The following is a 24,075-nucleotide window of genomic DNA, read 5'->3' as shown; positions in this document are numbered from 1 at the left end:
AATATATAACAATAATTAAATAGAAATTAACCAATAATAACAATGGCAAATTATTTTAACACATTACCTCTTAGAGAAAAATTAAACCAATTAGGTGTTTGCGACTTCATGGACAGTTCTGAATTTTTAGACGGCGTTAGCGCATTAAAAGGCAAAAAACTGGTAATTGTAGGTTGCGGTGCCCAAGGCCTAAACCAGGGTTTAAATTTGAGAGATAGTGGTTTAGATGTAAGCTACACTTTACGTAAGGAAGCAATTGAAGGCAAACGCGATTCTTGGAAAAATGCAACTGAAAACAATTTCACTGTTGGCACTTACGAAGAACTGATTCCAAATGCAGATGTAGTAATTAACCTTACTCCGGATAAACAACATACTGCTGTTGTAAATGCAATTATGCCTTTAATGAAAGAAGGTGCTACTTTATTATATTCTCACGGTTTCAATATCGTGGAAGAAGGTATGCAGATCCGTAAAGATTTAACCGTGATCATGGTTGCACCTAAATGCCCTGGCAGCGAGGTTAGAGCAGAGTATGTTCGTGGTTTTGGTGTACCTACCCTAATTGCAGTACACCCTGAGAATGATCCTCAAGGTAAAGGTTTGGCACAGGCTAAAGCCTATTGCGTTGGTACAGGCGGTCACAGAGCAGGTGTATTAAAATCATCTTTCGTAGCTGAGGTAAAATCAGATTTAATGGGCGAGCAAACCATCCTTTGTGGTTTATTGCAAACTGGCTCTATCCTATCTTTCGATAAGATGGTAGAAAAAGGGATCGATGCAGGTTACGCTTCTAAATTGGTTCAATATGGTGTTGAAGTAATTACAGAAGCCTTGAAACAAGGTGGTATTACTGCGATGATGGACAGATTAAGCAATGTTGCTAAAATCAAAGCTTTTGAAATTTCGGAAGAATTGAAAGACATTATGCGTCCATTATTCCAAAAACACCAGGACGACATTATGAGTGGCGAGTTTAGCCGTACCATGATGGAAGATTGGGCAAATGGTGATAAAAATCTATTAAAATGGAGAGCTGAAACCGGTGAAACTGCTTTTGAAAAAACACCAGCTGGTGATGTTAAAATCGGCGAGCAAGAATATTTTGATAACTATACTTTAATGGTTGCTTTTGTTCGTGCAGGTGTTGAATTGGCTTTCGAAACTATGGTACAGGCTGGTATCAAACCAGAATCGGCTTATTACGAATCGTTACACGAAACACCACTTATTGCCAATACCATTGCACGTAAAAAATTATTCGAAATGAACCGCGTAATTTCTGATACTGCAGAATATGGCTGCTATTTGTTCGATCAGGCTTGTAAACCACTTTTAGGCGATTTCATGAAAAAAGTAGATACCGATTTAGTTGGTAAAAGCTTTAACGAAGGTAAAGATGGCGCGGTTGACAACAGAAAATTAATTGATGTTAACGAAGCTATCCGTTCACACGAAGTAGAGCAGATTGGAGCAACGTTGCGTAAAGCAATGACGGCAATGAAGGCGATTAAAACTGCATAGTAAACTTACAAACCTCGCAGGTTTGCGAAACCTGCGAGGTTTAAATAATTACATAAAAAGATGTCAAAAACATTAGTAGAAAAAATTTGGGATGCTCACGTTGTAAAAAGTGAAGAAGGATTTCCTGATATTTTATACATTGATACACACTTAATACACGAGGTAACCTCTCCACAGGCATTTGATGGCTTGCGCAAAAGAGGTTTACCTGTTTTACGTCCAAAGCAGACGGTAGCAACTGCCGATCATAACGTACCAACCTTAAACCAGTTGTTGCCGATTAAAGAAGAGCTTTCGCGTTATCAGGTAGATATGCTCACGAAAAACTGTGCAGAATTCGGCGTAGAATTATATGGTTTGGGTCATCCTTTTCAAGGTATTGTACACGTTATCGGTCCTGAACTGGGTATAACCCTACCAGGTAAAACGATGGTTTGCGGTGATAGCCATACCTCTACGCATGGTGCTTTTGGCGCTATTGCATTTGGTATCGGCACTTCGCAGGTAGAGCAGGTTTTTGCAACGCAATGTTTATTGCAGTCGAAACCTAAAACCATGAAAATTGAGGTAAACGGCGAACTAGGAAAAGGCGTTGGAGCAAAAGATATTATCTTATACATTATTGCCAAAATTTCTGCAGCTGGCGGTACTGGTTATTTTATAGAATATGCAGGTTCGGCAATCGAAGCTTTAAGTATGGAAGCCCGTATGACGATCTGTAACATGAGTATCGAAATGGGTGCACGCGGTGGATTAATTGCACCAGATCAAACCACTTTCGATTACATTAAAGGAAGAGAGTTTGCTCCTGCTGGCGAAGAGTGGGATAAAGCCTTAGCATACTGGAAAACGTTATATAGCGATGCTGATGCAAAATTCGATAGTGTATTAACTTTCGATGCTGCAGATATCGCTCCAATGATTACTTACGGTACTAATCCTGGAATGGGAATGGGTATTCAGGAACATATTCCGGCAACTGGCGCACAACCGGAAAAAGAAAAACTTTCGTACCAGAAAGCATTAGATTATATGGGTTTTGATGATGATTCGTCGTTGATCGGAAAACCAGTTGATTATGTGTTCATCGGAAGCTGTACCAACTCACGCATTGAAGATTTACGTGAAGTGGCTGATTTTGTAAAGGACAAACGCAAAGCAGATAACGTAACGGTTTGGATTGTACCAGGATCAAAACAGGTAGAGCAACAGGCTAAAAACGAAGGTTTGGATAAAATTTTCGAAGCTGCTGGTTTCCAGTTACGCGAACCTGGCTGTAGCGCTTGTTTAGGGATGAACGAAGATAAAATCCCTGCGGGTAAATACTGTGTATCCACATCGAACCGAAACTTTGAAGGTAGACAGGGACAAAATGCACGTACTTTATTGGCCAGTCCACTTACCGCAGCAGCAGCAGCTGTAACCGGCAAAATTACCGATGTAAGGGATTTGTTAGAAAAAATTTAAGATCACTGTCATGCTGACGAAGGAAGCATCTGCAACCTAAAAAACAGATTCTTCGTAACTCAGAATGACAACTTTCGAAAATATATGATACTGGAAGTTGCCATATTAAATGTAAAAGCCGGATTATCGGCTGATTTTGAAAAAGCTTTTAGCGAAGCGCAAAAATCATTTCCTCAATGGAAGGTTACATTTCGCATCAGCTTCAGAAATGTGTAGAAGTAGAAAATAAATATATCCTGCTGGTAAACTGGAAAACGCTGGAGGCACACACCGAAGGTTTCAGAGGATCGGCAGCATACCAGGATTGGAAAAAGTTATTGCACCACTTTTATGATCCTTTTCCGGTAGTTGAGCACTTTAACAGGGTGTAAGGTAGTAAGGCTTAAGGCGGAGGGTAAAACATGAAGTATAAAATTACCACCATTCAAGCAAAAGGCCTGAGATAAAAGATAAAAAAGTGGATTATAAGTTTTGATACTTATTATTACTTACTTGATACTAATTGACATGAAAAAATTCACAAAATTAACATCGGCAGTAGTGCCTTTAAACATAGAGAACATTGATACCGACCAGATTATCCCTGCGAGGTTTCTAAAAGCGACTACGCGCGAAGGTTTCGGTGAGAACCTGTTCCGCGATTGGCGTTATAATGGCGATAATACACCAAAACCAGAATTTATAATGAATAACCCTACCTACAGCGGTCAGGTTTTAGTTGCAGGAAAAAACTTTGGTTGTGGCAGTAGTCGCGAGCATGCGGCCTGGGCCATTCAGGATGCAGGTTTTGATGCGGTAATCAGCAGTTTCTTTGCCGATATTTTTAAAGGCAATGCGTTAAACAATGGTTTATTACCTATCCAGGTAAGCGATGAGTTCTTAGCGCAGGTTTTCAAAGCGGTTGACAGCAATCCAAAATCAGCTTTAGAAGTTGATCTTGAAAATCAAACTGTAACGATTGTAGAAACCGGAGCTCAGGAATCATTCGAGATCAATCCTTACAAAAAATCATGCCTGATTAACGGTTATGATGATATCGATTTCATCTTAAACCAAAAACAATTAATTGAAGAATTCGAGCAAGCAAGATAATGTTTAAACCATTCGTTCACATACAGAATTTAAATCTGAGTTACCACAACAAAGTGGTGCTAAAGGATTTGTATTGGGAAATGAATGTTTGCGAAAATTATGTAATTGGTGGTAAAAGCGGAACAGGAAAAACTTCGTTAGCAAAAGCAATTGCAGGTTTAGTTCCAGCTCAGGGAAGTATTGAGATTGATTTTGATGTATTGAGCACACTACCAAAAGAAGTACTTTATGTAGAAAGCTGGTACCAGTTTAAAAACTTAGAAGGTGTTGCCAATTTTTATTACCAGCAACGTTATACCAGTCAGCAGGCTAAAGAAACTTTAACCGTTCATGCAGAGTTGGTCAGTTATGGTAAAGAAAAAGGGCTTCATTTTGATCAGGTTGAACCGGTTTTAGAGGCTTTGGGCTTTGTAACATTTGCCAGTTCACAATTAATAGAATTATCCAGCGGCGAACACAAAAAATTACAACTGGTTAAAGCACTTTGGTTAAAACCACAGTTATTAATTATCGACCAACCATACACAGGTTTAGATGCGGCTTCTCGCAAAAACCTGAACATTTTACTGGATCAGGTGGCTGAAGAAGGAGTTCAATTGATTTTGATCTGTAATGAAAGTGAATTACCAGCCTGTATCAATTCTTTTGCCGAAATAAGAGATGGACAATTAGCTCAAGTAGACGCTTTAGAACCTTCTGTCAGTACCGAAATCCATTTAAGGGAAATTCCGGATTTCTTAAAAGAATCGCCTGTTTATAGTTCACAGGATATTGTAAAAATGGTTAATGTAAACATTAGCTATGGCGAAAAACAGGTACTGAAAAATATCAACTGGGAAGTTAGAGCGGGAGAAAAATGGCTTTTGCAAGGGCATAATGGTTCTGGAAAATCGACTTTGTTAAGCTTGGTAAACGGCGATCACCCACAATCTTATGCCAACGAACTTTATTTATTCGGCAATAGGCGTGGAAGCGGCGAAAGTATATGGGACATTAAACAGCATATCGGATTAATCTCTCCTGAGTTTCACTGGTATTTCGATCCAAACGCTACTGTTTGGCAAAGCATCGCCTCTGGCTTTTATGATACCGTAGGTTTATTTCAGCAGCTGCCTTATACCAAAAGTACACAGGTGGATGAACTGATAGCTTATTTTGGCCTGACTGAAAACAAAAATGAATTATTAACCGCGCTTCCACTCGGTAAACAACGATTGGTATTGTTAGCGCGAACGATTATAAAAAACCCGGAACTGTTAATTCTGGATGAACCCTGCCAGGGTTTAGACCGCCAGCAAACACAGCACTTTAACCAATTGGTTGACGAACTGTGCAGCAACGGAATGACATTAATTTATGTTGGCCATTTTGAATCGCAGCTGCCAACCTGCATAGAAAAAAGAATATTGTTAGAAAAAGGCGAGGTAAAAGTCGTCGAAAGTTTAAACACAGAAATATTAGGCTAATGCAAAATTAACCACGACTTGTCCCGATTTAACGGGAGATAAAAGGATAAATACAGATAAAATCTAATGGTTTGTAAAGATACAAACCGAGTCAGAAATCAATCTGTGTTTATTTGTGGTAAAAACTGCAACGGCAAAAGAGGAGTCAACAATGAAGAAGAACATTTTAGTAATACCTGGAGACGGTATCGGACCCGAAGTAACCACTTGGGGAAAAACAGCATTAGAAAAAATTGCCGAAATTTTTGGCCACGAATTTGTATTTGACGAAGCTTTAATGGGCCATGCAGCTATTGAAGTTACTGGTGAGCCTTTACCAGATGAAACTTTAGATAAAGCAAGAAAAAGCGATGCCATCCTTTTTGGAGCCATTGGTCACGCCAAATACGATAACGACCCAAGTTTAAAAGTTAGACCTGAACAAGGCCTCTTAAAAATCCGTAAAGAATTGGGTTTATTTGCCAATCTCCGCCCGATATTACTATTTGATGAACTTCTGGAAGCCTCAAGCATTAAACCGGAAATTTTAAGGGGAACCGATATTTTGTTCTTCCGCGAATTAACAGGAGATGTTTATTTCGGAGAAAAAACACGATCTGAAGATAGAAATACTGCTTCTGATTTGATGATTTACCACCGTTACGAAGTAGAACGCATTGCACATAAAGCTTACCAGGCTGCACAACAACGCAACAAAAGATTATGCTCGGTAGATAAAGCAAATGTTTTGGAAAGCTCACGCCTATGGCGCGAAACTGTTCAGGAAATTGCAAAACAATACCCTGATGTAGAAACTGAGCACATGTTTATCGACAATGCAGCCATGCAGTTAATCAAAAATCCTAAAAAATTCGACGTGGTTTTAACGGCTAATTTATTTGGGGATATTTTAACCGATGAAGCTTCGCAGATTGCAGGTTCAATGGGAATGCTGGCTTCGGCATCTGTTGGCGAAAGCACAGGTTTCTTTGAGCCGATCCACGGTTCGGCACACGATATTGCCGGTAAAGATTTAGCCAATCCTTTGGCCTCTATCCTATCGGCTGCTTTAATGCTGGAAATTGGTTTCGGACTTAAGGAAGAAGCCAAGCTATTGGTTGATACCATCGATCAGGTACTAAAAGAAGGCTTCAGAACCCATGATATTGCCGATCAAAACACAAACCGTTTCAAAGTTTTAGGCACCGCCGAAATGGGCAAATTGGTAATTAAATTCTTATCACAAAAATTAATCACTTCCTAAACTTAAGATTATGATTCACGACCCGAACAAAGTTTATATTTTCGACACGACATTGCGTGACGGCGAGCAGGTTCCAGGCTGCCAGTTAGATACAAACCAAAAAGTAGAAATCGCAAAATCACTTGAGCTTTTAGGTGTTGATGTGATTGAAGCTGGTTTCCCGGTATCAAGTCCGGGCGATTTTAATAGCGTAATAGAATTATCGAAAGCGGTTACCAACCCGATTATCTGTGCCTTAACCCGTGCAAATAAAAATGATATTGATGTTGCTGCAGATGCTTTGCGTTATGCTAAAAGACCGCGGATCCACACCGGAATTGGCTCATCTGATTTCCACATTAAACATAAATTTAACAGTACCCGCGAAGAAATTTTAGAACGTGCTGTAGAAGCTGTGAGGTATTCGAAAAAATTTGTAGAAGATGTTGAGTTCTACGCAGAAGATGCCGGCCGTGCTGATATCGAATTTTTAGCCAAAATGGTTGAAGCAGTGATTGCTGCCGGGGCCACCGTGGTAAATATTCCGGATACCAATGGTTATTGCCTGCCAGACCAATACGGTTCTAAAATTCTTTATTTAAAAGAAAACGTAAAAAATATTGATAAAGCCATTATCTCCGTGCATTGCCACAACGATTTAGGCCTGGCTACAGCGAATTCTATTGCAGGCTTGCAAAATGGCGCCCGCCAGGTAGAGTGTACCATTAACGGTATTGGAGAGCGCGCAGGCAATACTTCTATGGAAGAAGTCGTCATGATTTTGAAAACACACAAAATTTTGGGTTTAAATACCCAGATTGATACTACCCGTTTTTACGAAATGAGCCACATGGTGAGAAACCAGATGAACATGCCCGTGCAACCGAACAAAGCAATTGTTGGTGGAAATGCATTTTCGCACAGTTCGGGTATCCACCAGGATGGTTTCTTGAAAAACCGTGAGAACTACGAAATTATTAAACCGGAAGATGTTGGTTTCCCTGATGCAACCATCGTATTAACGGCAAGAAGCGGTCGCCATGCTTTAAAACACCACTTAGACCGTTTAGGCCATAAACTAGAAAAAGACCATTTAGATATTGTTTACAAACAGTTTTTAGTTTTGGCTGATAGCAAACAGGGCATTAATGACCAGGATTTAAACCAATTGGTGGCGCTGCACTTGGCCTAAATGCTCAGGGTTTGGCGTTGAGCGGTAAGCGTTTTAATTTAACGCATTGAAGTAAGCTTGCTAAACCTGATAGCAGTGGAAATACTTTTTAATTGCAGCAACCTTGGATACAATGCCATGCTGAGGCACGAAGCATCTGCAACCGATGAAACACACTCTTCGTTCCTCAGCATTACAGTGGTTTTAAAAAGATTGGAACGAATAGCAGGACTGCAATAACCGAAAAGTACCAAACCCTGCTTTACAAAAAACATAAGAGAATATCGGTCTTGATACTTGATTCTCTCTATACCTGATACTACAACAATGAATACTACAACACCGAATACACTGGATTTTCAATCTGCATCCCAACGATTAAAAGGCGTGGTAAAACGTACGCCTTTAGAGTTTAACGCCGGACTTTCTGCTCATTACAACGCCAATATTTATTTGAAAAGAGAAGACCTTCAGATTGTACGCTCCTATAAATTACGCGGTGCCTACAACAAAATTAGCACCTTGCCACAGGATGCTTTGATTAACGGCGTAGTTTGTGCAAGTGCAGGCAACCATGCACAGGGCGTGGCCTATTCATGTAAAAAACTCGGTATCAAAGGCGTTATTTTTATGCCGGAAATTACCCCTAAACAAAAAGTTAAACAAACTTATATGTTTGGTGGCGACAGTGTGGAAGTGGTTTTGGTTGGCGATACTTTCGACGATTGCCTGAAAGAGGCGCTGGCCTACAGTGCCGAAAAATCGGCCACTTTTATTCCACCTTTTGATGATGAAAAAGTAATTGAAGGACAAGCAACAGTTGGTGTAGAAATTTATGAAGACCTGCCTGATTTAGACATTTTGGTAATGCCTGTTGGTGGTGGTGGTTTGGCCTCGGGTGTGAGTGCTTATATGAAAACGGTTAAACCCGATGTAAAACTGGTTGGTGTTGAGCCGCTGGGTGCACCATCGATGGTTACGGCTATGGAACACGGCGGCCCTTACACTTTAGAAGAAATAGACCGCTTTGTGGATGGTGCCGCTGTAAAAAGGATTGGCCACATTACTTACGAATATTGCAAGGAACTTCTTGATCAGATGCATTTAATCCCTGAAGGAAAAATCTGCACCACCATTTTAAAGCTGTATAACGAAGATGCCATTGTTGTAGAACCGGCTGGCGCACTATCTATAGCCGCATTAGATCAACTGAGAGATCAGATCACCGGTAAAACGGTAGTTTGTATAGTTAGCGGTGGAAACAATGACATAGAGCGCATGCAGGAGATTAAAGAGAAATCTTTACTTTTCGAAGGGCTGAAACATTATTTCATTGTACGTTTCCCACAGCGACCAGGGGCTTTAAAATTATTTGTAAACGAGGTTTTGGGTCCACAGGATGATATTACCCGTTTCGAGTTTATTAAAAAACAAACAAAGAAAACGGACCTGCATTGGTGGGCATTGAACTTTCGAACAAAAATGATTATGCCAGCTTGTTGCAGCGTATGAAAGATTTTAAATTTGAAATTATCGAACTAAACCAGGATCAGACTTTGTTTGAGTATTTGGTTTAAGGTTTTACCGTATAGATATTTCCGTCGTTTCGAGCGGAGTGCAACGAAGTCGAGAATCCGAAAGCTCTGCGAAGCAAAATCTATCGAGCATAGATCTCTCCATTCCACTGCGTTCCAGTCGAGATGACGATTTTTTTTAGCGCAAAAAATATAAAAATGAATTTCAAAGACTTAAGCAACAAAGCATTAATTACGGATAGCGATATCGACTGGGAAGATTTAGGTGCGGGCGTTAAACGCAAAATCATGGCTTATGATGACAACCTGATGTTGGTTAAAGTAGAATTTGAAAAAGATGCCATTGGCACCATTCACAATCACCCTCACTTACAGATGAGTTACGTTGCCAAAGGAAGTTTTGAAGTAAGCATGGGCGATGATAAGAAGATCTTAAACGAAGGGGATGTTTTCTTTGCCCCATCAAACGTTTTTCATGGTGTGGTTTGCCTGGAAGCCGGGTTATTAGTTGATATTTTTAATCCACATCGGGAAGATTTTTTAAAGTAAGGAAATAAGACCGGGGTCAGGAGTCGGAAAGTTGGAGGTTTATGTGCATATTAAGTACGTCATTTCGATCGGAGTGCAAAGAAGTTGAGAACCACGAGGTGCTCAGCGAAGCTAAATCTACCTCGAGATAGATCTCTCCACTCCACTGTGTTCCGGTCGAGATGACGACATTAAAGTGTAAAGATCGCCAGGAACCTTATACCTTCAACCTTCTACCTTCAGCCTTACACCTTTACTCAAAAGTAAACCGTACATTCTTATAACCCAATCCTTCAATAATTGGCTTAAGGACGGTTGTCGCATTGGTTTTCGTCTGTGCTAAAATGCTCGATTTTTTAACTTCTGCGGTAATTTGTCTTTCAGCTGCTTTATAAGCTTCGTCTACTAAACTGGCCTCACGGAAGAAAGCCATCTTCGTATCATAAACACGTGAGTTTTTATGGTCGATTTTTACATAACAGATTTCGGGCTGTGGTAAATTTACTACAGCAGTGTCCGCATGAATGCTAATATCTTCACGGGTAATTTTGGTCAGGTCAATACAGCCTACCGCCTCGGCTTTAACAATTAATAAAACACTCGCTTCAGGTAAAAAATCTGTTTTATTTTTATGTTCCAAAACATCACTAATCTGATATCTCACCAGTTCCAATTTACCAATAGCCTCAATTTTCTCGACCAGAAGCTGATGTTTGCTTTCAACAGTAGTATTGATACTAAACTTTTTGGAAATAAATAAGTACCCTGCAACGACTAAAATTAACCAAGGTAAAAGTCGGAAAAAGAGCTTCATATTTTAAAAATATTGGATAATAACATTGGTGTATTTAAGCTGTTGCACAATAATTAATCCATTATTAACAACAATTATTTTTTTGGCAAAAGATTTGTAATACCAATATCACACACGCAAATAAACAAAATCAAAATGAAAAAATTTACCATCTTAATGCTTTGCATCGCCACACTAGGTCTGGCCTCTTGCAAAAAAGAAACTGTTTATCAAGAACTAAGAGCTAAAACGTATAATTTTACAATCAATTCGAATGAATGGTTACGTAACAGCAACGGAAGTTACTCTGTAAGTAAGGCCTTATCCGCAATTGATGGCGTAACATTGGATGATGAAGGCGTACTAGTCTATTTTGAACACCCTAGTGATCCAAATGGTGATATCCAGTTGCCTTATACATTCAATTACAATGCTTTTAGCTATAAAGTTTCTAATGGAGGTTTAAGGTTTGATGTTCAAGATACCAATAATTTAACAGCTACTGTACCACCTAACTACAATACTTTAGTAAAAGTTGTTATTATTCCGTCTGATTACGCTGGAAATTAAAAACATTTAAAACGCTAAAAAACGACTAATGTTCAATTGAATGTGGTCGTTTTTTTATGCTCTAATTTTCCCACATTAAAATGTCACGGATGTAAACGGCTTGTATTCTTCTCAGTGTATTAAAAAGTTATAATTATAATTATAACTTTTATAAAAAATCACCAAATATATAATTACATTTAAAACTCTAAATACCGAGTGATATTCAATTGAACGTGGTCATTTTTTTATGCTCTCCCCTGTTCAACTGTAAGGCCCGAACGCTAACGCCATTTCTTTCTAAGAGCAATTCGTCGTAAAAACCTTTATAGTAAACATCTTTTACTTCAAAACGTCTGCTGCTCCAATTATTACTAATTTCGGCCCATTCGGGATAGAAAACCACATTTCCTGCAAATGTTTTTAAGCCTAGTTTTTCTGCATCCCCACGAGACAAAACAACTGCATTACCTAAAATTTGAGCAGTATAAATGTGTTTTGGATTTTGATAAATATCGATAGGCTTACCGGTTTGCAAAAGTTCGCCGTTTCGCAAAATCAGTAATTGGTCGGCAAGAAATAAACCATCAGCAGGGTCGTGAGAGACAAGAATAACAGTTACCCCGGTTTCTGCTGCAACACGTTTTATATCAGCCCTTAGCTGGTTTTTAAGCAAAGCATCAACCTGGCTAAAGGGTTCGTCTAATAGTAAAACCTGTGTATCGGCAACCATGGCTTTAGCTATGGCCACACGCTGCTGTTCCCCACCACTTAACTCAATAATTTTTTTATGCTGCAGTGGTAAAATCCGAAGGTGCTCCATGATCTGAAGTGTTTTTTCGGCCTTAGTTTTCAGATCGGTATTTGATAGCTGTGAGGCAATGTTATCGTACACTTTCGCATAAATATTCAGCGAAAAATCCTGCGTCACCATTTTCATCTGCTTATGGCCGGGGATCAGTTGTTCGTCAGGCCCTTTAACCCTTTGATCTTCGAAAAAGATTTCACCCTCATCGGTTTTCAGCAATCCGTAAATGGATTTCAGTAAGGTCGATTTTCCGCTACCACTCTCGCCTATAATGGCCACCACATCGCCTCTTTTAATGTCGAAACTTACATTTTTAATTCCACCGGCCTGCTCTGCCTGATATTGCTTGGTTAAATTTTTAACGCTGATTAGGGTATTGCTCACGTGGTAAAGATAAGAAAAAGGTGGAGGGTTTTGAGGCAGAGGGTAAGGTTACAACTTGTATAATTGTTAATATTTTGTTTAGAAATTCACAAAAACGGTATTTATCTTTAAATCAACTAAATACAAAGACATGAAAGCTAAAATCACACTAATTCTTGATGATGCTGTTATAGAGCAGGCTAAAATTTATGCGAAAGAGCAAGGAATAAGTTTAGATGAATTTATGGAGAATTGCTTTAAGTCTTTGATCGGTGAGAATAAGCCTGCTGAAACGTTATAACAAAAAATCCTGTCTCGCCTAACCGAAACAGGATCTGTTCATTTGTGTGTTAACCTCTCTGTCCTTCGGACATCTCTCCCAAAGGAGAGACTTAATCAGTCTATATAAATTGATATGGCTTAGTTTAATCCAAAGGTAACCCCGAAACTCATGTTCTTTAAGCCAGCTTGTTGTGAGGTAGTAAACATATCGTTAAAGTAATATTTGGTAAACAATCCTATACCTCCGTAACCAAATCTAACTGTACCCCCGTAACGAACCGATTGAAAGTGGTAGCTATCATATTGTTTTTCTTTACCACGTTCTTCGCTTATCTGTTTAATTTTTCCATTTAGCAAAAAGCTAACCTCCGGACCTAACACCAGGTAAAATCTTTTGCCGTTTTTGTTTTCGCTGGTACGGAATTCGAAGTTTAATGGAATATGTACATAACTGCTGGAGAAACGGTTTTTAGAGAAATGTACCGGTGATTGATCGGTATAAACAAACTCGTTAGCGTTTTTAGCAATCGTAATATCTTTTCTTAAACGGATTAAGGTCCAATCAAATCCTCCTGCTACATAAACTTTAAAGTTAGAATTAAAGCGATAGCCAAACTGTAAAACATCAAAAGAAAATGTACTGGTTTTTCCACCTTTGTAATCTAAGAAATCATTATTAGGTGATAAATTAAAACTTCCATTGTCTATCAGCCTGGAGAATCCCCAATCTACTCTGGTAAAAGTAATTCCACCTACAAAACGACCTTTTTTTGCTGAATCTGCTGATTTTGTATTAATCATAATACCATGACCTTCACTATAATCCATTTTCTTTTTAGTACTATCTTGTTGTGCAAAAGCACCTGGAGCCATAACACCGGCAAGCCCGCTTACCAAAAGTGTTGTAAATATTAGACGTTTCATATCTGTGTGTATTATTTTGTTAAATGTTGTAAGGTTTTAATAAATGTCGACACTGTTAACTAAAAACTGCCAACTGAAAACTATTATTTCTTCTTTTTACCAAATTTAAAAGGCCCGATATTGATTGATGACAAAGAAGAGTCGTCATCATCAGTACGGAACTGGATCAGCTTATCTTTTCTTTTATCCATTTTGTTAACAATCAGGTTTACTACATCGCCAACGTTGCGGATACCTTTAATGCCTTGTTCGTTATCGTTAATAGGATCATCCGTTTTAATGGCTGTAGGGTTAGCAACTATTACAGTTTCCTCTTTGGGTTGCAGAATCGCCTCTTCGATTTTCGTTCTAATATCTTTTTTAGGCTCTTCAACTTTAGCTACAGTGGTTTCATGCTTTTGCATTTCAGGGGCCGTAATTATCCGCGGTTGCGCTAAAGCAGGTTTATCTTGTTTCACCTTTGTTTTGGCAATAGCCCTTGCTGGTTTAGCCTCAACCGGTAAAATTGGTGCAACATCTTTAACCGGTTCAACTACTACAGGTGACTGATCTTTTACAACTGGTGTTTCCACTACTTGCTTAGGCTTTTCAATTGTATTATTGGCTAATTGTTTACCCTCATTAGTATTATTCTGCTGTTGATAAAGCAAAATCCCAATTGTGGCAATAAGTAAAACCGCTGCAGCCGATAACCAATAAATTGGTATAATTCTTTTTTCTTCGGCGTTATTCCACTTTCTATATTGCTCCATAAATCCCTCGAAGGTGTTACTTCCGCGTCAGCAAAAGCATCTTTAAATAACTGATCAAAATCTTTATCCAGTATAGGTTGCATAACCAAATCCCTCCATTTTTATAATTTCTTCTTTTAATATTGCCCTTGCTCTCGATAATTGCGATTTACTCGCCCCTTCTGAGATGCCTAGCGTTTCTCCAATTTCCTTATGCGAATAGCCTTCTATTACGTACATGTTAAAAACCATGCGGTAACCATCTGCCAGTTTTTGTATCACTTTCATCAAATCCTGCATGCCTAGTGTGCCAAAATCAAATCCGATTGATGGTTGCTCGTAAGCTTCATCTATTTCTACTACGTTTAAGCTGCGTAAATTTTTACGGTAACTCTCAATCGCAGTATTCACCATTACTCTCCTAATCCAGCCTTCAAAAGAACCCTCGCCCCTATACTCTTTTATTTTTTGAAAAATCTTGATGTATCCCATCTGCAGCACATCTTCTGCCTCCATCCTATCTTTGGCGTAGCGCATACAAACGGCCAACATCTTAGATGCAGTTTGCTTGTAGAGCAGCTCCTGCATCTTCCGGTCACCAGCTTTGCAGCCTTCCATCAAATCGTTTATTGTATAGCTTCGCGTCAATTTCATTGTGTGTTTGTATATAGAAGATGGCAGATTACAAACAATGGTTGCATGAGGTGAGAAAAAAGTTAAATAAAGTTAAAATTAGAATTATACCAATTGATTATCAGACAGATATAATTAAAATAATTTTCAAGAAAGATATAGATTTTTTATTTGAAAATGAACATGCAGCATTTCATAGGGAGCAGCAGTCCCGCTATTCGCTTCAAAGCCTCGGTTCGTTCCTCACCTTCGTGTTTTTCGCTGCTATCGGGTTTAGTTGGCAGGAACTTCCGAAGTTTCACAGGGAGTTAGGCGCAGGGGGAACTTCGGAAGTCTATCAACAATAAACCCCACAGGTTTATGTACCTATGGGGTTTGTAATGGATTAGTTAAATTACCCTCAACCTTTCTACCTTCTACCTTTCATCCTTTTTCACCTTAAACAACTTGAAATCCTGTTTATAGGTCAAAAAGAAGGAGTGGTTAAACTGAAGTTGTTTATCTGTATGATCAAGATCGATATGCGGTTCGAAACGCACATCAAGATATAAATGTGGGATTAACTCTTTTTGGTAAGCATAACGCAATAAAACAATGTTTCTTGAACTTTGCCTCAAGCCCGGACTATACAAATTATCGGAAACAGATTCATAAAGTGGCATACCTTTAATCGAAATAAAGTTATTGCCCTTCCAGTAAGAGGCCACTAAACTTCCCCATTTACTTTCTACACCAGCATTTAACCATAAACCAAAACCACCCTGGTAGGCCCTTCTTTTATCCGGAGAGAAATCTTTGTAAACCGCAATATAGTTATCGGTATACACCTGTTTAATATTGGCATCAATGTCTTTATGCAGCTTTATACCTGTGGCGCCATTAAACATGGTGGTGATCGGGATTTCTTTTAACACATCAATCTGTCCGCCCTGATGGAAAGCCAAAAACTGTGCAGGAATACTTAATTCCCAGTCATCATTTTTGATTAAAAAACTTTCGGTTGATAAACCACCAATAATTTCTTCTTTAGCCGGATCACCTTTGTAGATCATTTTTTGCCAGGCAATCCAGGCATCTAAGGTAAATTTCTTACGCTCAACCAATAACTGCGTACCGTATTCTATTGGTGTAGTTATTGTTCTTTCGAAATCGTATAAAGGCTCAATATATTTATGCTGAATGTTTCCTTCCAGACTACCAAAAATTAAGGTGAGGTTACGCTTATGATATTTTACGCTGAATAAAGGTTTAGCATCAGAAATCCCGTTCCTGCCAAAATCCTTTCTGATGAAAGCACCTGCAGTAATGGCGAGGTTTGGATGTGCGTAATAAACGATTTGCGGCTGCAATTGCGTTCCGTACAAAGTATAACCATCATGAAAATCATTAGTGTACTCGTAATTGCGGACGTAGTTTAAATTGTAAAAATTGAAGTGAACCTCGTTAGTTAAGCTGCTATCGGGGCGGATTCTGTTTTCGAAAGCCGATTGATTAAACTGTGCAGAAGCAAAATAAGAACTGAAAAGAAAAGCTATTAAGATTAAGGCCCTTTTCAGACCTGTGTTTGTAAACATGAGCTTGGATTTTATCGCCCAAATTTAGAATAGTTTTTGGTTTATTTAACCGCAAAGTACGCGAAGTTTACGCAAAGGAAACAAAGTTAATATGGATCGACCACCAAGGCACAAAGAACACAAAGTTTTATTGACACCTTTAATTACAAACAATATTCTTTGTGCCTTGGTGACTTTGTGGTTAAAAGATTATTCACCACTTTTTTACGATAATTCTTATACAGCTTAACTGCAATCATGATGGCCATTGCTACGCCCATGATACCAATTAAACCATAAATCCAATTGATGGCACTTTTTAAGATCACGACAAATACAATAGCAATCATAAAAATGGTAGCCAGCTCACGCCATAACCTCAACTGAAAGCTGGTTAGCTTATATTGATTGTTTTTAAGCTGTTTAACGAGATTTTGACAGATAAAGTGATAAATGAGCAGGCCAACAACAAAACCTAGCTTTACCCACATCCAATCAGCTTGAAGCAGGCCCGGATTTAAAGTGAGCATAGATGCGCCCGCCAAAACAGAAATAACCATGGCCGGAGTAGCTATAATTTTCCATAAAGTAGCTTCCATTTTAACAAACTGTTTTTGGAGGATACTTTTTTCAGGTTCAGGTTTATCGTTTGCTTCCGTGTGATAAATAAAAAGACTTAAAATATAAAATAAACCGGCCATCCAGCTAATTACAAATACAATGTGTACTGCAAGAAAATAGTGGTAATATGGCAATAAGGTTTCTATCATGGAATGTTTGTAGGATAAAGCCTTTTATTTAAAATAGATCAGAATGTGTTCCGACTCTTAATAGAATTATTTCCTTTTCTTCGGTTATCTCAAACCATATCATCAATAAATCGGGCTTAATATGGGCTTCCCAATTGTCCTTATAGTTTCCAACTAATTTATGCGGGCGATGCTTCTTATCAATTCCACTGGCACCATCAATCTCTAATCTAAACAAAAAATCCTTAATGAGATTTATGTTCTTTGCAGAACGTTTCTTCATTAGCTTAATATCTTTATCAAATTGATTGGTAGGCTTTAGAACAAACATCTACAAGGAATTGATATATGAATTTATATCTTTAATCGGTTCGCCTATCCCAATACCCTTGTGTGCATCATCGATAGTTTTTTGCGTAACCGAATTGGGTACAGATTTACTTGCACTCTCCTTTTTAAAAGTAACACCAAGCTCCCTTAAAAGCTGTTTTACCAGTTCGCTTTTTTTCAGGAATATTTATAATAAGTGTTTCCATATCCAAATATAACGATTTACAGCAACCGTTCAAAGTCTCCTTTAGGGAATTCAGGGGTTAATACCTAAACTCCTTCACCACATCAATTGCATACTTCACATTATCGAAAGGAATATCAGGCATAATACCGTGACCTAAATTGAAGATAAATCCTTCAGTACCACGCATGCGTTCGAATAACTTATGGATTTGTGCCTTAATTACAGCTTTATCCGCATATAAAATATGTGGGTCTAAATTTCCTTGTACAGCAATACCTTTTGGCAAAGCATTTTTAATATTCAATAAATCAGCATTCCAGTCAACCGAAATTACATCTGGTTTAGCTTCTGCCATAATCGGAGCAAAAACCGAACTTCCCTTACAGAACGAAATCACCGGAATATCTTTTCTGTTTAGATTGGCAATAATTTCCTGAATATAACGGTGCGAAAACTCCTGGTAATCATTCCATGCTAAGGCAAGTGCCCAACTATCGAAAATTTGAACTGCATTTACGCCAGCAGCAATCTGAAGGTTCAGATAATCTGCGGTTACTTTTGCAATTTTAGCCAAAAGCTTGTGTGCCAGTTCTGGTTGGTTATGTATAAAGAGTTTAGTTAACTTGAAATCTTTAGAAGATCCACCTTCAATTAAATAACTCATTACCGTAAACGGTGCACCAGCAAAACCGATCAAAGGGATATTCCCATTTAACCTTTGCTGAATCACTTTAATCGCATCAGCCACATATTGTAACTCATCCAAACAATCAACATTTAGATTTTCAATATCCTGGGCTGTACGTACCGGATTTGAAAATTTAGGACCAACACCTTGAGTGAAGCTTAAATCACCACCCATAGCCTCACCGGTTACCAGAATATCACAGAATAAAATCGCGGCATCTATATCCAGCAGATCAACAGGCAACATCGTTACATCAGCTGCAATCTCAGGAGTTTTACACATCTCTAAAAAAGAGTATTTGTTTTTTATCTCCCAATATTGTGGCATAAAACGGCCTGCCTGACGCATCATCCACACGGGTGGGCGTTCTGTTTGTTTTGAAAATGCTGCGTCTAAAAATAAGTTATTCTTCATGATCTGTATTTGGTATCGCTTTATCGTCATCCTGCCACACTTAACATATAAATAAAGTAAGAGATGCTGAAACAAATTCAGCATGACGAATCGGCTGCAAAGGTATAAATAAAAAAAAAACGAAGTACCTTTTTATCAAAAACCGGTGCTTCGTTTATTCAAAATGACAATAGTCCTATTATATTTTGCTTATTTCTTTTTCAATTTTAACGATAATATCCTTTGATCGTTGTGTTTCGGCAAGTTCCTTTGCCAGTTTGGTATAAGCTTCTGCCCTTTCCTTGTCTTTTTTCCGCAAAGCGAGGTTAGCCAAATGGATCAGCACATACGATTTTTCATTTTTACCCCCTACCGGAAAACGGCTGGCCAATTGAAAATGATATTCAGCTTTATCATAATCCTGTTCTTTCAAAGCCATATTGCCTTGCATAAATTCGTAATAACCCCTGCGGCTTTTGGCCAAACGTTCCGGTTTTGCTACCTCGGCCAACAATGCTCTGGTTTTACCAAATTCGTTATTTTTGAAATGTTTCGATGCCATTAACACCGAGCTATGCTTAAAATGGCTCCAAATAACAAAGGCAAATAAAACACCAGAAACAGCAGCCAACTGATATTGATAGTAAAAAATACAAACCAATGCAGCCAGCGCAAAAACTGCCATTAAAGCATACCTGCCTTTATTATTGTACATTAATGACTATCTGTAAATTTATAGCCTACACCACGGATAGAGTGAAAATAAACCGGATTTTTTTGATCAGGTTCGAAATACTTACGGAACGTTAAAATAAAGTTATCGATCGTTCTGGTTGACGGATAAACATCATAATTCCAAACCGTTTCTAAAATCTGTTCTCTTGAAACGGCATCATTTTTACGCTCAATTAACAGTTTCAGCAACATCGTTTCCTTTTTGGTTAACGGTGTGATGGTGCCATCATCATGTTTTAATTCGAAAGAGTTAAAGTAGATTGTTTTATCCCCGATTTTGTAAGAATTCAATTCTTTTAAATCATCAGATTTTAAACTGCGTTTCACCAAAATCCCCACACGAAGAATGAGTTCTTCCAGGTTGAATGGTTTAACCAGATAATCGTCAGCTCCTTTTTCAAACCTAAAACACGGTCTTCAGAAGTGTTTTTAGCTGTTAAAAACATAATCGGAACTTCTGCATTCTCTAAACGGATTGTTTCGCAAACCTGGAAACCATCCATTTCAGGCAACATTACATCTAAAATGATTAGATTAAAGCGTTCTTCTTTAAAAATTTTAAGAGCGGTTTTACCGTCTTTAACGGCGTGAACTTTATAACCCTCAAGTTCGAGGTTTAATTTGATAGCATCTAACAAGTGATCCTCGTCTTCTACCAATAGAATTCTTAATTTTTGTGACATAATTGAGATTAACTAAATGTTACTTCAAAAATACTTCCCTGAGGCAAATTGTCTTTTACTGTAATATCTGCATCATGGTATTGTAAAACCTCTTTCACAATAAACAAGCCTAAACCTGTTCCTTTCGCTTTTCTGACATTCTCGTTACCAACGCGGTAAAACTTATCAAATATCAACATTTTTTCGGCATCTGAAATACCCGGACCTTTATCAATCACGCTTAACTGAATATGTCCGTCAACTTTGTTTAAATGCACATTTATCTCATCACATGGGCTCGAATACTTAACGGCATTCTCTATCAAATTGGTCACTACTGACGATAAGGCAAATTTGTCACCCATTAACTGCAAATTTGGCTGAATTTGGGCACTTATCAATTGTTCGTTGCCACAAGAGTGAACCTGCAACCGATCAGTAATTTTATACACCAGTTCTGAAAAATTAAATTCCTCTTTCGGAAAAGTGTAAGAACGGTTTTCAATCTTGGTAGCTAAAAGCATATTTTCAACCAAATCGTCTAACCGCTCAATATCTTTTAATGAATTGTTGAGCAACGATACCTGGCGGGTCTTATCCAAATCCCGTTTAACAATGGTTTGGATAGAAAGTTTTATTGCGGCCAATGGAGATTTTAACTCATGCGTGATCGACATTAAAAAGTTCTGCTGCTGTTCCCTCAGTTTATCTTCACGTTTTAAAGATTGATGGAGAAAATAACCACCAATACAAAGCAGAAATAAAAATACCGAGCCTTCGCCCATAATCATCGTCATGCGGCTGGGTTGCAAACGCACCACTAAAGTACCCCACGAAATGAGCTGAATCAGCGCGTAAAGCAATAAGGCGTAAAATATAATTATAGATTTCTTCATTCCCTTAGGGTTGATTACACCGATGATTTGATTACACCGATTATTTTTATACATGGTTCGTGTCTCCACGAACCATCGCACAGTATCATATAATGAGTAATAAACTATTTCTTAAACACCAAATCTAATGCTTCAAAAATAGCTCTCTTTGCTTTCTCCAACTCGATCTTCGTATGAGCTGAAGATACAAAACCAACTTCATATCCCGATGGACCTAAATAAATTCCTCTGTTTAATAATTCGCGGTGCATCACTTTAAATTTCTCCATGCTGCTGGCATCAATATCATCAGCAGATTGGATTTTATCTTTATCGGTAAAGGCAAACCAGAAAATAGAGCCAATGGTGAATACTTTAAATTTATAGTTACGTGCCGTTGCAAAACGTTGAATGCTCGCTACAAATTCCTGTGCCTTATTATTCAAATCTTTATAAAAGCCGGATTTATTCAATTCGGTTAATGTTGCGATGCCCGCTGCCATGGCTACCGGATTTCCTGATAAGGTTCCGGCCTGATAAACGCCACCATCGGGAGAAATATGTTCCATAATTTCAGCTCGCGCACCATACATTCCCACAGGTAAACCACCACCGATGATTTTTCCATAAGTAACAATATCAGGTATAATGCCATAATGTGCAGCAGCACCTTCAAAACCAATCCTGAATCCTGTAATTACTTCATCAAAAATTAAAAGGGAACCATTATCGGTACAGATTTTACGCAAGAAATGAATATATTCTTCATCCTGCATAATTAAACCGTTGTTTGCAGGAATCCCTTCGATAATTACCGCGGCAATCTGATCTTTAAACTGGGCAAAAGCCTGTTCAATGGCTGTTTTATCATTTAAAGGTACCACGATGGTTTCTTCGGCAAAAGATTTTGGCACACCTGCAGAAGAAGTTTCACCAAAAGTAACCAAACCCGAACCTGCTTTTACCAAAAGTGAATCGCTGTGGCCATGGTAACAACCTTCGAATTTTAAAATCTTATCCCGGCCGGTAAACCCTCTTGCCAAACGAATAGCCGACATTACGGCTTCGGTACCCGAACTGGTGAAACGTATTTTTTCTACAAAACGGTTGTTTTTGATAATCAGCTCTGCCAATTCATTTTCCAATGCAGTTGGTGCACCAAAGCTCATGCCGTTCTGCATTACTTCGGTCACTTTTTCGCGAATTTTAGGATTATTATGTCCTAAAATTAATGGTCCCCAACTACCACAGAAATCGATAAACTGATTACCATCGGCATCCCAGATGTAACAGCCATCACCTTTTTCGATAAAAAGCGGTGTACCATAAACCGATTTAAAAGCCCTTACCGGAGAGTTTACTCCGCCAGGGAAATACGTTTTTGATTTTTCGTAAAGCTCGGCAGATTTTACCCTCGAAATATCAGGTTTACTACCTGTATTTACCGGAATATCGGCTTCGTTGCCTGAAAACATTTTCTTTAATGAATCTAACATCTTTTTTAAGGTTGAAGGCTGAAAGGTAGAAGGCGGAAGGCTTTGGGTACATACCCCACAAGCGATAAACCATCAACTTTTCTCCTAATATTTTGTAGATTTTATTACTGAATAGCTTGGGATTAGATTACGGATATAAACCTTAAACCTTCTGCCACCCACCTCTAAAGCCAGTTGTTATTTAAAATATCTTTAATGTGGTAAGTGGTAATAATGCTTGCACCTGCTCTGGCAAAGGCATGCATGGTTTCCATCACTACTTTTTGTTCGTCTATCCAACCGCGTTCGGCAGCCGCTTTTACCATGGAGTATTCGCCGGATACATTGTAAACCGCTATAGGTAGATTGGTATCTTGTTTTAACCGTTGGATAATATCCAGGTAAGCTAATCCCGGTTTCACCATTAACACATCAGCACCTTCCTGTTCATCTAAAGCAGCTTCACGTAAGGCTTCTAATGGATTTCTGAAGTCCATTTGATAGGCTTTTCTATCACCTTTACCCGGTGCGCAATCTGCAGCCTCTCTAAAAGGGCCGTAATATGCAGAAGCAAATTTTGTAGCATGGCTCATAATGGCCGCATTTACAAAGCCGTTTTCATCTAAAAGATTACGCATGGCTTCAATCCTCCCATCCATCATATCCGATGGTGCAAACATATCAGCACCAGCTTCTGCATGTGTTAAAGCCATTTTAGCGATTACCTCAACCGTTTTATCATTTTGTACGTAATCGTTTTCTAAAATACCGCAATGACCATGGGTGGTATATGAACAAACGCAAACATCGGTAATTACATATAAATCGTCGGAGAACTGTTTTTTCAACTCACGCACCGCCGTTGGCACTAAAGAATGATCGTGGTAAGCAGATTTTGCATCTTCCGATTTTTCATCGCCAACACCAAAAAGCATGATTTTGTTGAGTCCTTTTTTCAATCCGGCTTCCACATCTTTTACCAAAGTATCAACTGAGTAATGGTTTACCCCAGGCATGGCATCAATGGCATGGGTAACATTAGTGCCCGGCACGACGAAATAAGGGTACACAAACATATCTTTCGATAACCGTGTTTCGGCTATCATCTCTCTCACTAACGGATTTTTCCGTAATCTACGCGGACGATTTAACATTTTTTAGTATCAAGTATTTCGTATCAAGATTTGAAGTATCGAGATTTTAGTATCGAGTATCAAGACTTGAATATCTTTTATTTTTCCTTCGGGGGTGATTGCACAGTATTGAGTATCAAGATTGTAGTATCGAGTATCAAGATTACGGTATCAAGACTCGTAAACCTTCCTATCCTTACCTTACAC

General features: G+C 38.5%; 24 protein-coding genes and 2 pseudogenes. 12 read left to right on the top strand and 14 right to left on the bottom strand.

From position 1 onward, the window contains the following. The first annotated feature begins 42 nt into the window (after positions 1 to 42). From ilvC to ACQ86H_RS05845, 9 genes and pseudogenes are all read left to right on the top strand, one after another. Positions 43 to 1,524: a ketol-acid reductoisomerase gene (ilvC, locus tag ACQ86H_RS05885; protein WP_431294129.1), complete on the top strand. Its 1,482-nt coding sequence runs from the start codon at positions 43 to 45 to the stop codon at positions 1,522 to 1,524. Between the two features lie 60 nt (positions 1,525 to 1,584). Next, positions 1,585 to 2,991, top strand: coding sequence for a 3-isopropylmalate dehydratase large subunit (gene leuC, locus ACQ86H_RS05880; protein ID WP_431294128.1), 1,407 nt, complete (start codon positions 1,585 to 1,587; stop codon positions 2,989 to 2,991). A gap of 176 nt (positions 2,992 to 3,167) precedes the next feature. Continuing rightward, the gene (locus tag ACQ86H_RS05875) at positions 3,168 to 3,362 is read left to right on the top strand and encodes an antibiotic biosynthesis monooxygenase family protein (RefSeq protein ID WP_431294127.1); all 195 of its coding nucleotides are present in this window, start codon (positions 3,168 to 3,170) and stop codon (positions 3,360 to 3,362) included. A gap of 136 nt (positions 3,363 to 3,498) precedes the next feature. Continuing rightward, complete coding sequence (leuD, locus tag ACQ86H_RS05870) at positions 3,499 to 4,083, top strand: 3-isopropylmalate dehydratase small subunit (protein ID WP_431294126.1); 585 nt, start codon at positions 3,499 to 3,501, stop codon at positions 4,081 to 4,083. After that, complete coding sequence (locus ACQ86H_RS05865; RefSeq protein ID WP_431294125.1) at positions 4,083 to 5,549, top strand: ATP-binding cassette domain-containing protein; 1,467 nt, start codon at positions 4,083 to 4,085, stop codon at positions 5,547 to 5,549. Before leuD ends, ACQ86H_RS05865 begins: the two co-directional genes overlap by 1 nt. 151 nt (positions 5,550 to 5,700) lie before the next feature. After that, on the top strand, positions 5,701 to 6,792 hold the full coding sequence (leuB, locus tag ACQ86H_RS05860) for a 3-isopropylmalate dehydrogenase (protein WP_431294124.1): 1,092 nt from the start codon (positions 5,701 to 5,703) through the stop codon (positions 6,790 to 6,792). Between the two features lie 10 nt (positions 6,793 to 6,802). After that, a complete protein-coding gene (locus tag ACQ86H_RS05855; RefSeq protein ID WP_431294123.1) occupies positions 6,803 to 7,963 on the top strand; it encodes a 2-isopropylmalate synthase in 1,161 nt (386 codons plus the stop codon). A gap of 306 nt (positions 7,964 to 8,269) precedes the next feature. Further along, a pseudogene (ilvA, locus tag ACQ86H_RS05850) lies at positions 8,270 to 9,519 on the top strand (threonine ammonia-lyase IlvA). Positions 9,520 to 9,675: 156 nt separating this feature from the next. Beyond that, positions 9,676 to 10,026 (top strand): cupin domain-containing protein, encoded by a 351-nt coding sequence (locus tag ACQ86H_RS05845; protein ID WP_431294122.1) that lies wholly within the window; start codon positions 9,676 to 9,678, stop codon positions 10,024 to 10,026. Between the two features lie 232 nt (positions 10,027 to 10,258). Here ACQ86H_RS05845 and ACQ86H_RS05840 read toward each other — a convergent pair whose 3' ends face one another. Continuing rightward, positions 10,259 to 10,819 carry a DUF4230 domain-containing protein gene (locus ACQ86H_RS05840; protein WP_431294121.1) on the bottom strand — a complete coding sequence of 187 codons (561 nt, stop codon included), beginning with the start codon at positions 10,817 to 10,819 and terminating at the stop codon, positions 10,259 to 10,261. A 135-nt stretch (positions 10,820 to 10,954) separates the two neighbouring features. Between ACQ86H_RS05840 and ACQ86H_RS05835 the strand changes: the two genes are divergently transcribed. Beyond that, positions 10,955 to 11,368: a hypothetical protein gene (locus tag ACQ86H_RS05835; RefSeq protein WP_193420524.1), complete on the top strand. Its 414-nt coding sequence runs from the start codon at positions 10,955 to 10,957 to the stop codon at positions 11,366 to 11,368. A gap of 205 nt (positions 11,369 to 11,573) precedes the next feature. Here ACQ86H_RS05835 and ACQ86H_RS05830 read toward each other — a convergent pair whose 3' ends face one another. Then, positions 11,574 to 12,539 (bottom strand): ABC transporter ATP-binding protein, encoded by a 966-nt coding sequence (locus tag ACQ86H_RS05830; RefSeq protein ID WP_431294120.1) that lies wholly within the window; start codon positions 12,537 to 12,539, stop codon positions 11,574 to 11,576. Between the two features lie 130 nt (positions 12,540 to 12,669). On the opposite strand from ACQ86H_RS05830, the gene ACQ86H_RS05825 reads away from it, so the two are divergent. After that, complete coding sequence (locus ACQ86H_RS05825; RefSeq protein ID WP_431294119.1) at positions 12,670 to 12,819, top strand: DUF6364 family protein; 150 nt, start codon at positions 12,670 to 12,672, stop codon at positions 12,817 to 12,819. 119 nt (positions 12,820 to 12,938) lie between these two features. On the opposite strand, the gene ACQ86H_RS05820 is transcribed toward ACQ86H_RS05825, so the two are convergent. The 3 genes from ACQ86H_RS05820 to ACQ86H_RS05810 all read right to left on the bottom strand — a co-directional run bounded on the left by ACQ86H_RS05820 (position 12,939) and on the right by ACQ86H_RS05810 (position 15,073). Continuing rightward, entirely contained in the window at positions 12,939 to 13,724 is a 786-nt protein-coding gene (locus tag ACQ86H_RS05820) for an outer membrane beta-barrel protein (RefSeq protein WP_138818270.1), read from the bottom strand. Between the two features lie 83 nt (positions 13,725 to 13,807). Next, the gene (locus tag ACQ86H_RS05815) at positions 13,808 to 14,476 is read right to left on the bottom strand and encodes a hypothetical protein (protein WP_431294118.1); all 669 of its coding nucleotides are present in this window, start codon (positions 14,474 to 14,476) and stop codon (positions 13,808 to 13,810) included. A gap of 63 nt (positions 14,477 to 14,539) precedes the next feature. After that, positions 14,540 to 15,073 carry an RNA polymerase sigma factor gene (locus tag ACQ86H_RS05810; protein ID WP_431294117.1) on the bottom strand — a complete coding sequence of 178 codons (534 nt, stop codon included), beginning with the start codon at positions 15,071 to 15,073 and terminating at the stop codon, positions 14,540 to 14,542. A gap of 56 nt (positions 15,074 to 15,129) precedes the next feature. On the opposite strand from ACQ86H_RS05810, the gene ACQ86H_RS05805 reads away from it, so the two are divergent. After that, positions 15,130 to 15,435 carry a hypothetical protein gene (locus tag ACQ86H_RS05805; protein ID WP_431294116.1) on the top strand — a complete coding sequence of 102 codons (306 nt, stop codon included), beginning with the start codon at positions 15,130 to 15,132 and terminating at the stop codon, positions 15,433 to 15,435. Positions 15,436 to 15,504: 69 nt separating this feature from the next. Here ACQ86H_RS05805 and ACQ86H_RS05800 read toward each other — a convergent pair whose 3' ends face one another. The 9 genes and pseudogenes from ACQ86H_RS05800 to hemB form a co-directional block, all read right to left on the bottom strand. Beyond that, positions 15,505 to 16,662, bottom strand: coding sequence for a hypothetical protein (locus ACQ86H_RS05800; RefSeq protein ID WP_431294115.1), 1,158 nt, complete (start codon positions 16,660 to 16,662; stop codon positions 15,505 to 15,507). Between the two features lie 143 nt (positions 16,663 to 16,805). Continuing rightward, positions 16,806 to 17,411, bottom strand: a complete 606-nt coding sequence (locus ACQ86H_RS05795; RefSeq protein WP_431294114.1) for a CopD family protein — start codon at positions 17,409 to 17,411, stop codon at positions 16,806 to 16,808. Between the two features lie 28 nt (positions 17,412 to 17,439). Continuing rightward, complete coding sequence (locus ACQ86H_RS05790; protein WP_210419385.1) at positions 17,440 to 17,673, bottom strand: type II toxin-antitoxin system YafQ family toxin; 234 nt, start codon at positions 17,671 to 17,673, stop codon at positions 17,440 to 17,442. 310 nt (positions 17,674 to 17,983) lie between these two features. Further along, positions 17,984 to 19,009 carry a uroporphyrinogen decarboxylase gene (gene hemE, locus ACQ86H_RS05785; RefSeq protein WP_138818277.1) on the bottom strand — a complete coding sequence of 342 codons (1,026 nt, stop codon included), beginning with the start codon at positions 19,007 to 19,009 and terminating at the stop codon, positions 17,984 to 17,986. A 178-nt stretch (positions 19,010 to 19,187) separates the two neighbouring features. Beyond that, entirely contained in the window at positions 19,188 to 19,703 is a 516-nt protein-coding gene (locus ACQ86H_RS05780; protein ID WP_138818278.1) for a hypothetical protein, read from the bottom strand. Next, positions 19,703 to 20,406, bottom strand: a pseudogene (locus tag ACQ86H_RS05775) (response regulator transcription factor). Before ACQ86H_RS05775 ends, ACQ86H_RS05780 begins: the two are co-directional and overlap by 1 nt. An 8-nt stretch (positions 20,407 to 20,414) precedes the next feature. Next, the gene (locus ACQ86H_RS05770; RefSeq protein WP_138818279.1) at positions 20,415 to 21,281 is read right to left on the bottom strand and encodes a sensor histidine kinase; all 867 of its coding nucleotides are present in this window, start codon (positions 21,279 to 21,281) and stop codon (positions 20,415 to 20,417) included. Positions 21,282 to 21,385: 104 nt separating this feature from the next. Continuing rightward, the gene (gene hemL, locus ACQ86H_RS05765) at positions 21,386 to 22,756 is read right to left on the bottom strand and encodes a glutamate-1-semialdehyde 2,1-aminomutase (RefSeq protein WP_138818280.1); all 1,371 of its coding nucleotides are present in this window, start codon (positions 22,754 to 22,756) and stop codon (positions 21,386 to 21,388) included. Between the two features lie 164 nt (positions 22,757 to 22,920). Continuing rightward, positions 22,921 to 23,841 carry a porphobilinogen synthase gene (gene hemB, locus ACQ86H_RS05760; RefSeq protein ID WP_246862635.1) on the bottom strand — a complete coding sequence of 307 codons (921 nt, stop codon included), beginning with the start codon at positions 23,839 to 23,841 and terminating at the stop codon, positions 22,921 to 22,923. Positions 23,842 to 24,075 lie beyond the last annotated feature (234 nt).

The organism is Pedobacter sp. P26, from assembly GCF_050632135.1.
GTDB lineage: Bacteria > Bacteroidota > Bacteroidia > Sphingobacteriales > Sphingobacteriaceae > Pedobacter.
Note: the sequence above shows the minus strand (reverse complement) of the source record. Positions and strands in the feature narration are given on the sequence as shown.